General features: G+C 72.4%; 1 protein-coding gene. It reads left to right on the plus strand.

Going from position 1 to position 9,680, the window contains the following annotated elements; translation table 11 throughout:
- Positions 1–362: 362 nt before the first annotated feature.
- Positions 363–9,680 (plus strand): amino acid adenylation domain-containing protein, encoded by a 9,318-nt coding sequence (locus ABFX45_RS33490; RefSeq protein ID WP_346134360.1) that lies wholly within the window; start codon positions 363–365, stop codon positions 9,678–9,680.

The following is a 9,680-nucleotide window of genomic DNA, read 5'->3' on the forward strand; positions in this document are numbered from 1 at the left end:
CGGAAACGGTGGTACAGGCGGGCGTCGAGAACTCGCTCGGCGTTCACCGAATGTTTGCCCGGCAATGCCGGAACACGTGTCCGGTCCATCGCAGGCATTGCCGCGTGCAGGACTGCGAACGGCACGGTTGCCCGGCCACAACAGCCTTGCGCAGGACGCCGCAGGATTCCACCTCCTTTAGGTACTGCCGAAAAGCCCAGCTCGGCGGAGCCCGGCAGCGAGTCCTTTTTGGTCTCGGCTTAAAGACGTTGCCGTGGGTGGGCCGCCGAACAACACTTCCGGTGGGCGGGCCACATGGGGGTGTGGTGTCCGCATTCTTCCCGGGGGAATCGACAGAACGGAGCGGCAGCGTGGATACCGTCATGCCCACGGTCGTGCACGAGCTGTTCGAGCAATGGGTCCGGCGCACGCCCGACGCGACCGCGGTGTCCGCGGCCGGGCTGAGCCTGACCTATGCCGAACTGGACGCGCGCGCCTCGCGGCTGGCGCGTTTCCTGGCCGGGCGCGGCGTCGGTCCCGGCGTCGTCACCGGCCTGTGCCTGGACCGCGGCGTCGACCTCGTCGTGGCCGAGCTGGCCGTGCTCAAGGCGGGCGGTGCCTACCTCCCGCTCGACCCGGGCTACCCGGCCGAACGGCTGGCGTTCATGCTCGCCGACACCGCCGCGCCGCTCGTGCTGACCGAGCGGCGGCTGCGCGACCGGGTTCCGCCCGGTGCCGCCGCCGTCGTCTGCCTGGACACCGACGCGGACCTGATCGCGGCGCAGCCCGCGGAGTCCCCCGAGGTCGAGGTCACGGGCCGCGATCTCGCCTACGTCATGTACACCTCGGGCTCCACCGGGCAGCCGAAGGGCGTGCTGGTCGAGCACCGCGGTGTCGTGCGGCTCGTCCGCGGCCAGAGCTACGCCGCGCTGACTCCCGCCGATGTCGTGGCGCACCTGGCATCGGTGTCGTTCGACGCGTCGACCTTCGAGGTGTGGGCTGCGCTGAGCAGTGGCGCGAGCCTCGCCGTGGGGCCGTCCGGTGCGGTGTCCGTGGCCGAGCTGGGCAGGTTCCTCTCCGGCTTCGAGGTGAGCGTGCTGTGGCTGACCGCGGGCATGTTCCACGAGGTGGTGGACGCGGACGTCACCGTGTTCGGCGGGTTGCGCTTGCTGCTTGCGGGTGGCGACGTGCTCTCACCCGGCCACTGCGCGCGGGTGCTGGCGCGGTTCCCGGATCTGGGGCTGGTCAACGGCTACGGGCCGACCGAGGGCACCACCTTCACCGCCTGCCACCGGATCACCGAGGTGACCGGTCCGGTGCCGATCGGCGTGCCGCTGGACGGCACGACGGTGCGGGTGCTGGACGAGAACCTGCGGCCGGTGCAGGAGGGCGAGCTGTACATCGGCGGTGACGGGCTCGCGCGGGGCTACCTGAACCGTCCCGCCCTCACCGCGACCCGGTTCGTCGCCGCGCCGTCTGGCGAGCGGCTGTACCGCACCGGTGACCTCGTGCGGGTGGACGACGCCGGCCGGCTCGAGTTCCTCGGCCGCACCGACGACCAGGTCAAGATCCGCGGCTTCCGCGTCGAACCCGGCGAGACGCAGACCCGGCTGCGGCAGTGCCCCGGCGTCACGGACGCCGTCGTGGTGGTGCGCCGCGGTGAGGCGGAGGGTGCTCGCCTGGTCGCGTACGTCGTCGCGGACAGCGGTGCGGGCGTCACGCCGGCGCTGCTGCGCGAGCGGCTGACCGGGGTGCTGCCGGAGCCGTTCGTGCCGTCGGAGTTCGTGCTGCTGGACCGGTTCCCCTTGACGCCCAACGGAAAGGTGGACCGCGCCGCGCTGCCGGAGCCGGGACGCGGGGCCGAGTCGGGTCATCGGGCACCCAGCGGTGAGGTCGAGACCGCGCTCGCGGAGATCTGGGCCGAGGTGCTGCCGGTCGACCGCGTGGGCGCGGGGGACGCGTTCTCCGCGCTCGGCGGCAACTCGCTGCTCGCCGTGCGCGTGCTGGCGCGCATTCTCGCCCGGTTCGGTGTCGAGCTCACCGTCGCGGACCTGTTCGACGCGCCGACGCTCGCGGAACTGGCGTCGAAGATCACCGCGCGTCCCGCCGCCGAGGTGACCGCGGCACCGCACCACACGCCCGGTTCGGTCTTCCCGTTGTCGTTCCCGCAGGAACGCCTGTGGGTCGCGCACGAGCTCGACCCCGGCGCCGTCGACAGCAACGTGCACTTCGCCTACCGGATCAGCGGCCCGTTCGACGCCGCCGCGCTCGCCCTGGCGTGGCGCGAGGTGGTCGAGGCCCACGAACCGTTGCGCACCACCGTGGACAGCGGACGGCGTCAGGTGATCCGTCAGGAATCGGCGGCCATCACGGTGACCGATCTCCGCGGGCAGGACGCCGCCGAGCTGGACCGCCTGCTGCACCAGGAGGTCGCCACCCCGTTCGACCTCGCCGCCGGACCGGTGGCGCGGGTGCGCCTGATCAGGGTGGCCGACCAGGAGCACGTCCTCGTGCTGGGCGTGCACCACATCGCGATCGACGGCTGGTCGATGGGCGTGCTCGCGGGCGAACTGGGTGAGCGGTACGCCGCCGCGCTCGAGCGGCGGGCGGCGCGGATCGAGCCGCTGCCCGCGCGGTACGCGGACTTCGCGGTGTGGCAGCGCGCCGCGCTGACCGGCTCCGCGCTGGCCAGGTCGCTGGACCACTGGCGGCACGAGCTGGAGGGCGCGGCACCGCTGCAGCTGCCGACCGACCGGCCGCGTCCCGCGGTGCGCACCTCCGCCGGCGCCGAGCACCGCTTCCGGCTTCCCGCGGGCCTTTCCGCGCGGCTCGGGTGGCTGGCGGAGGCGCACGGGACCACGTTGTTCACCGTCCTCGTGGCCGCCTGCCAGGTGTTGTTCGCCCGCTACAGCGGCCAGCGCGACGTCGTGGTCGGCACGGCGGTGTCCGGTCGCGGCCGGGTCGAGTTCGAGCGGCTGGTGGGGTGTTTCATCAACACGCTGGCGCTGCGCTCGACGGTCGACGCGGCGCTGCCGTTCACCGAGTTCCTCGGCCACGTCCGCACCACCGTGCTGGAGGCGTTCGCCCACCAGGACGTGCCGTTCGAGCGTGTCGTCTCCGAGGTGCGTACCGACCACGACCCCAGCCGCACGCCGCTGGTGCAGGCGCTGGTGGTGCTGCAGAACACCCCGGCGGAGCCGCTGCGGTTCGGGGACGCGCGGGTCGAGCGGCAGGCGCTCCCGCACGTGTCGTCGATCTTCGAGCTGACGGTGGAGTTCACCGAGCTCGACGACGGCATGGACGTGATGGTCGAGTACAACACCGACCTGTTCGACGCCGCGCGGATCGAGCGCATGGCCGGCCACCTGCACGTGCTGCTGGACCAGCTCGCCACGACTCCCGACCTGCCGGTGGGAGAACTGTCCCTGCTGACCGCGGGGGAGCGCAGGCAGCTCGCGGAGTGGAACGACACCGCTGTCGACCACGACCTGGACGTGAGCGTCCACGAGCTCGTCGCGCGGCGGGCACGGCGTGATCCCGGCGCGGTGGCGGTGGTCTGCGGGGAGCGGGTGCTGACCTTCCGCGAGCTCGACGAGCGGGCCAACCGGATCGCGCACCACCTCATCGGCCTCGGCGTGGGCCCGGACGTGCCCGTGCCGGTGTGCCTCGACCGCGGCGCGGACTTCGTGGTCGCGCTGCTCGGGGTGCTCAAGGCCGGCGGCGCGTACGTGCCGCTGGACCCGGACAGCCCGGCGGCCCGGCTGGCGTTCGTCGTCGGCGACACCGGGGCGCGGGTGGTGCTGACCCAGCGCTCCGTCGCCGCGCGAGTGTCCGAAGTAGACGCAACGGTCGTGCGCCTTGACGACGACTGGCCGGTCATCGCGGCGAATCCCGCTACCGCACCGGAAACGGGCGTCGCGGCGACCGATGTCGCGTACGTCGTCTACACCTCGGGTTCGACCGGCAGGCCCAAGGGCGTGATGGTCGAGCACCGCTCGTTGGTCAATCTTTGCCTCTGGTACCACGACTACTACGACGTCACCCCGGACGACCGGTCGTCGCACCTGGTCGCGCAGGGGTTCGACCCCGTCGCGCTGGAGATCTGGCCGGCGCTCACCGCCGGTGCCTCTGTCGCCGTGGCGACGCCGGACGTGCTGGACGACCCCGCTGTGCTCGTCCGCTGGCTCGCCGGGCAGGGCGTCACGCTGTCCGTGGTGATCACGCCGCGCGTCGACGCCGTGTTCGACCAGCTCGAGCGGGTGGACACGAAGCTGCGCGTGGTGATCGCGGGTGGTGACGTGCTGCGCCGCCGCCCGAGCCCCGAGTTCCGGTTCCTGATGGTGAACCACTACGGCCCGACCGAGGCGACGGTGCTCGCGACCGGGTCGCGGGTCGCGCCGGAGGGCACCGTCGAACCCGGTGTGCTGCCGACCATCGGCGTGCCGGTCGCGAACACGACGGTGCACGTGCTCGACCCGCACGGCAACCAGCTGCCGGTCGGCGTTCCCGGCGAGCTGCACATCGGCGGTGTCTGCGTCGCCCGCGGTTACGTCAACCGGCCCGAGCTGACCGCGACCCGGTTCGTGCCGGACCGCTTCTCGCCGGATCCCGACGCGCGGCTGTACCGCACCGGTGATCTGGTGCGCCGGCTGCCCACGGGCGAGCTGGACTTCCTCGGCCGCGTCGACAACCAGGTGAAGATCCGCGGCTACCGCGTGGAACCCGGTGAGGTCGAGGCCGTGCTCGCCGAGCACCCCGACGTCGCGGCGGCCGTCGTGGTGGCACGGGAGGACGCGCAGGGACGCGTGCGCCTCATCGGGTACGTCGTGCCGTCGGGACGTGACCCGGAGGTTTCGGTACTCCTCGACCACGTGCGTGGCGTGCTGCCGGAGTACATGGTGCCGGCCGCGGTCGTCGTGCTGGCGGAGTTCCCGCTCACGTCGCGGGAGAAGGTGGACCACGCCGCGCTGCCCGAACCCGAGGCCGTCGGCGTCGTCACCCACGTCGAGCCGCGCACGGAAGTCCAGCGGGTGCTCGCCGGGATCTGGGCCGAGGCGATCGGCGTGCCGCAGGTCGGCGTCGAGGACAACTTCTTCACCCTGGGCGGCGATTCGATCGTGGCCATGCAGGTCGTGGCGAAGGCGCGGGACGCCGGATTCCGGCTGAGCGCACGGGACCTGTTCCAACGCCCGACGATCGCGGCGCTGGAGGTCGTGGCGACGGGAGAACCTGTTGCCGCGCCGTCGGTCCGGTTCGAAGGACGCGCTCCGCTGACTCCGATCCAGCGGTTCTTCTTCGACACGTTCACCCCCACTGCGGCTTTCCACCAGCACGTGACGCTGGAACTGCCTCCCGTCGCGCCCTCCGCCGTGCGTGCGGCGGTCGAAGCACTTGTGGCGCACCACGGCGCGTTGCGCACCCGGTTCTTCTCGGAGAACGGCCAGTGGTGGCAGGAGGAGACCGCCGCGGGCGCGGCGTTCGAGACCGTCGACGAGGTCACCGCGGAACGCGCCGTCGAGATCGCCTCGGCCTCCACCGACATCACCGAGGGCAGGCTGGTGGGGGCAGTCCTGGCACAGGGGCGCCTCACGCTGGCGGTGCACCACCTCGCCGTGGACGGCGTGTCGTGGCGCGTGCTGATCGAGGACCTGCGGGTCGCGCTCGACCAGGCCTCGCGCGGCGAGCGGATCGTGCTCGACGCGACCACCGACTCCCCGCAGGCCTGGGCCGGCAGGCTCGCCGGCCACCTGGCCGCGGGCGGGTTCGACGACGAGCCTGCCCATTGGTCCGCGCTGGACGGCGTGGACGTGACCGTGCCCGTGGACGGAACCGGGCCGAACTCGGTGGAGAGCACCAGGATCGTCAGGGCGGGTCTCGACGCGGACACCACCGCGAAGCTGCTGCGCGAGGTGCCGAAGGCGTACCGGACCGAGGTCGGCGACGTGCTCGTGGCCGCCCTCGGGCGGGTGCTGGCGGCGTGGACCGGGCAACGGCGCGTGCCGCTCGGCATGGAGGGGCACGGCCGCGAGGAGTTGTTCGAGGACCTGGACATCACGCGGACGGTCGGCTGGTTCACCACGCGGTTCCCGCTCGTGGTCGAGGCGGGCGGCGACTGGGACGCGGCGTTGAAGTCCGTGAAGGAGCAGGTGCGTGCCGTTCCCCGGCGCGGACTGGGCTACGGCGTGCTCCGCGACGCCGGACGGGTACCGGAGCTGGACCCGCAGGTGGTGCTGAACTACCTCGGCCAGTTCGGCTCCGCCGCGGGTGATTTCGGCTCCGTCTCGGAGATCGGGCTGCACCAGCACCCCGGCGACACCAGGCCGCACCTCGTCGACGTCGTCGGCACGGTGCGGGGCGGTCGTCTGGAGTTCCGCTGGTACTACTCGGCGAACGTGCACGACGAGCAGACGATCACGGGGCTCGCGAACCACCTCGTCACCGAGCTCACCGCCGCCGTCGCGCACTGCCTGACTCCGGGCACCGGCGGGCGGACGCCGTCCGACTTCCCGCTGGCGGCGCTGGACCAGTCCACAGTGGACGAGATCGTGGGGACGCGTCGAGACGTCGAGGACATCTACCCGTTGACGCCCATGCAGAACGGCATGCTGTTCCACAGCCTGATGGACACCAGCGGAACGGCCTACTTCGAGCAGATCTCCGCGGTTCTGGACGGCGTGCGCGACTCGTCGGTGCTGGCCGCGGCGTGGCAGCGGGTGGCCAGCCGGGTGCCGGTGCTGCGCACCGCGTTCGTCTGGGAGGACCTGCCTGCGCCGTACCAGGTCGTGTACGAGCACGTCCGGATTCCGGTGACCGTGCTGGACTGGCGCGGCTTGGCGAAGGCCGAGCTGGACGCCGCCGTCGCGCACTACCTCGACCAGGACCGCAAGGCGGGACTCGACCTCGGTGAGGCGCCGCTGATGCGGGTGGCGATCATCCGCCTCACCGACGCGCGCGTCCGTCTGGTGTGGACGTTCCACCACGCCCTGCTCGACGGCTGGAGCGGGATGCAGGTGCTCTCCGAGGTGCTCGGGGAGTGCGCGGCCGAGGCGGTGCCCGTACCCAGGCGCCCGTACCGCGACTACGTGGAATGGCTGGCGCGGCAGGACTTCACCGCCGCGCGCGAGTACTGGCAGCGGGCGGTGGCCGGGTTCGAGGCCGCCACGCCGCTGCCGTTCGACCGGCCGAAGTCCGGCCTGCACCGCACCGTGTCGTCGGCGCGGCTGCGGGTCGCGCTGCCGGAGGACCTCACCGCGCGCGTGTACGCCACGGCGAAGCGGGCGCAGGTGACGATCAACACGGTCGTCCAGGGCGTGTGGGCGCTGCTGCTGTCCCGCTACAGCGGCGAGACCGACGTGTGCTTCGGCGCGACGGTCGCCGGGCGGCCCGCCGATCTCGCGGGTGCCGACCAGATCGCGGGCATGTTCATCAACACCCTCCCGGTGCGGGTGAGCGTCGACCCGGACGCCGACGTCGTCACCTGGCTGCGCGACCAGCAGGCGGGGCAGGCTGCGGCCCGGCAGTACGACCACGTGTCGCTGTCGGAGGTCGTGGAGTGGTGCGGGCTGCCGCGCGGCCGCGACCTCTTCGACAGCATCGTCGTGTTCGAGAACTACCCGGTCGACCCCGCCGAGGGCGATGCACCGTCCATTGTGGACATCGGCTCGACGAGCGGCACCAACTACCCGCTCAACGTGGTCGTCTACCCGGAGGACGAGCTTTCGCTGCTGCTGCACTACGACCCGGCGTTGTTCGACCCGGCCACCGTGGCGCGGATGGCGGGACACCTGCGCATGGTGTTCGAGTCGGTCGCGGACTCCGGCGGCCGGCGCGTCGGCGAGCTGTCCCTGCTCACCGAGGCCGAGCGGCGGACGCTGCTGACCGAGTGGGCGAGCACCGGGCCGGCTCGGACCGGCGGTCGTCTGCACGAGGTGATCGGCGCTCGCGCCGCCGCCGCGCCGGAGGCGGTCGCGGTGGTGCACGACGGGGTCGCCACGACCTACGGCGAGCTGGACGCGGCGGCGAACCGGCTGGCACACCACCTGTCCACGTTCGGAGTGGGCAGGGACGTGCTCGTCGGTGTGTCGGTGCCACGCAGCACCGACCTGGTCGTCGCGGTGCTCGCGGTGCTCAAGGCCGGTGGCGCGTACGTGCCGCTGGACCCGGACTACCCCGCCGAACGGCTGACCACGATGCTCGCCGAGACCAAGCCGCGTGTGCTGCTGACGCTCGAAAACCAGGCAGGCCGGTTCGCCGGGTCCGATGTGGACATCGTGCTGCTCGACCGCGACCGCGCGGACGTCGAGGCCCGGCCGGCCACCGCGCCGGACGTCGCCGGTGACGACCGGGATCTGGCCTACGTGATGTTCACGTCCGGTTCCACGGGCACGCCGAAGGGCGTGATGGTGGAACACCGGTCGCTGTACAACGTCGTTCAGGCGATCAACGAGACGTACGGCCTCACTCCGGACAGCAGCGTGCTGCAGGTCTGTTCGATGAGCTTCGACGGCGGCGTGCAGGACATCTTCAGCACGCTGGTCGCGGGCGCCACGCTCGTGCTCTCCGGCCCGGACGCGTTGCACGACCCGGCGGCGCTGGCCAGGCAGCTGCGCGCGGACGGCATCACGGTCGCCTCGCTGCCGCCCGCCGTCCTCGCCGCGCTGGATCCGGTCGAGCTCTCCGGACTGGAGTGCGTCGGCACCGGTGGCGACGTGTGCCCGGTCGAGCTGGTCGAGGCGTGGGCGCCCGGCCGCACGTTCGTGAACATCTACGGCCCGACGGAGTCCACCCTCGCGGTGACGCTGTTCCCAGCCCGGCCGGGCGCGGGACATCGCAGCGTGCCGCTGGGCGAGCCGATCGCGGGTGTTCGCCTGTACGTGCTGGACACCGGTCTGGCGCCGGTTCCGGTGGGCGTGACCGGTGAGCTGTACATCGGCGGTGCGGGGCTCGCGCGCGGCTATGCCGGCCGGCCCGACCTGACGGCCGAGCGGTTCGTCGCCGACCCGATCGGCGCGCCGGGTGAACGCCTGTACCGGACCGGCGACCTGGTGCGGTGGCGGCCGGACGGGCTCCTGGAGTTCGTCGCGCGCACCGACGAGCAGGTCAAGATCCGCGGGTTCCGGGTGGAGCCCGGCGAGATCGAGAACACGCTCATCCGGCACCCCTCGGTCGCCGAGGTGGTGGTCACCGCGCCCAGGACGGAGGCGGGGGCCAGGCAGCTGGTCGCCTACGTGGTGCCGGCGCCCGATGCCGCCGAACCCGTCGGCGACACCCTGCGCAGGCACCTGTCGAAGTCGCTGCCGGACTACCTGGTGCCCTCGGCGTTCGTGCGGCTGCCCAGGCTGCCGCTCACGCCGAACGGCAAGGTCGACCGCAGGGCGCTGCCGCGGCCGTCGCGGACCGACGTGATCGCCGCCGCCTACCGGGCACCCGCCAACCCCACCGAGGAGGCGCTGTGCCGGGAGTGGGCCGAGGTGCTCGGCCGCGACGAGGTGGGAGCGGACGACGACTTCTTCGCCCTCGGCGGTGACTCGATCAGCAGCCTGCGCCTGATGTCGCGGGTGCGGCGCTCGTTCGGCGTCGAGGTGTCACCGCGAGACCTGTTCGACGCGCCGACCGTGGCCGGGCTCGCGGAACGGATCGTCGACCTGGTGCTGGCGAAGCTCGAGAACGACCTGGCGCTCGGCGCGAGCGGCCGGAACTGA

Source organism: Lentzea roselyniae (assembly GCF_039537795.1).
Classification (GTDB): Bacteria; Actinomycetota; Actinomycetes; order Mycobacteriales; family Pseudonocardiaceae; genus Lentzea; species Lentzea atacamensis.

What these genes read in the sequence shown, in the direction of transcription:
- ABFX45_RS33490 (WP_346134360.1), top strand. Translation starts at nt 363, where the DNA reads ATGCCCACGGTCGTGCACGAGCTGTTCGAGCAATGGGTCCGGCGCACG.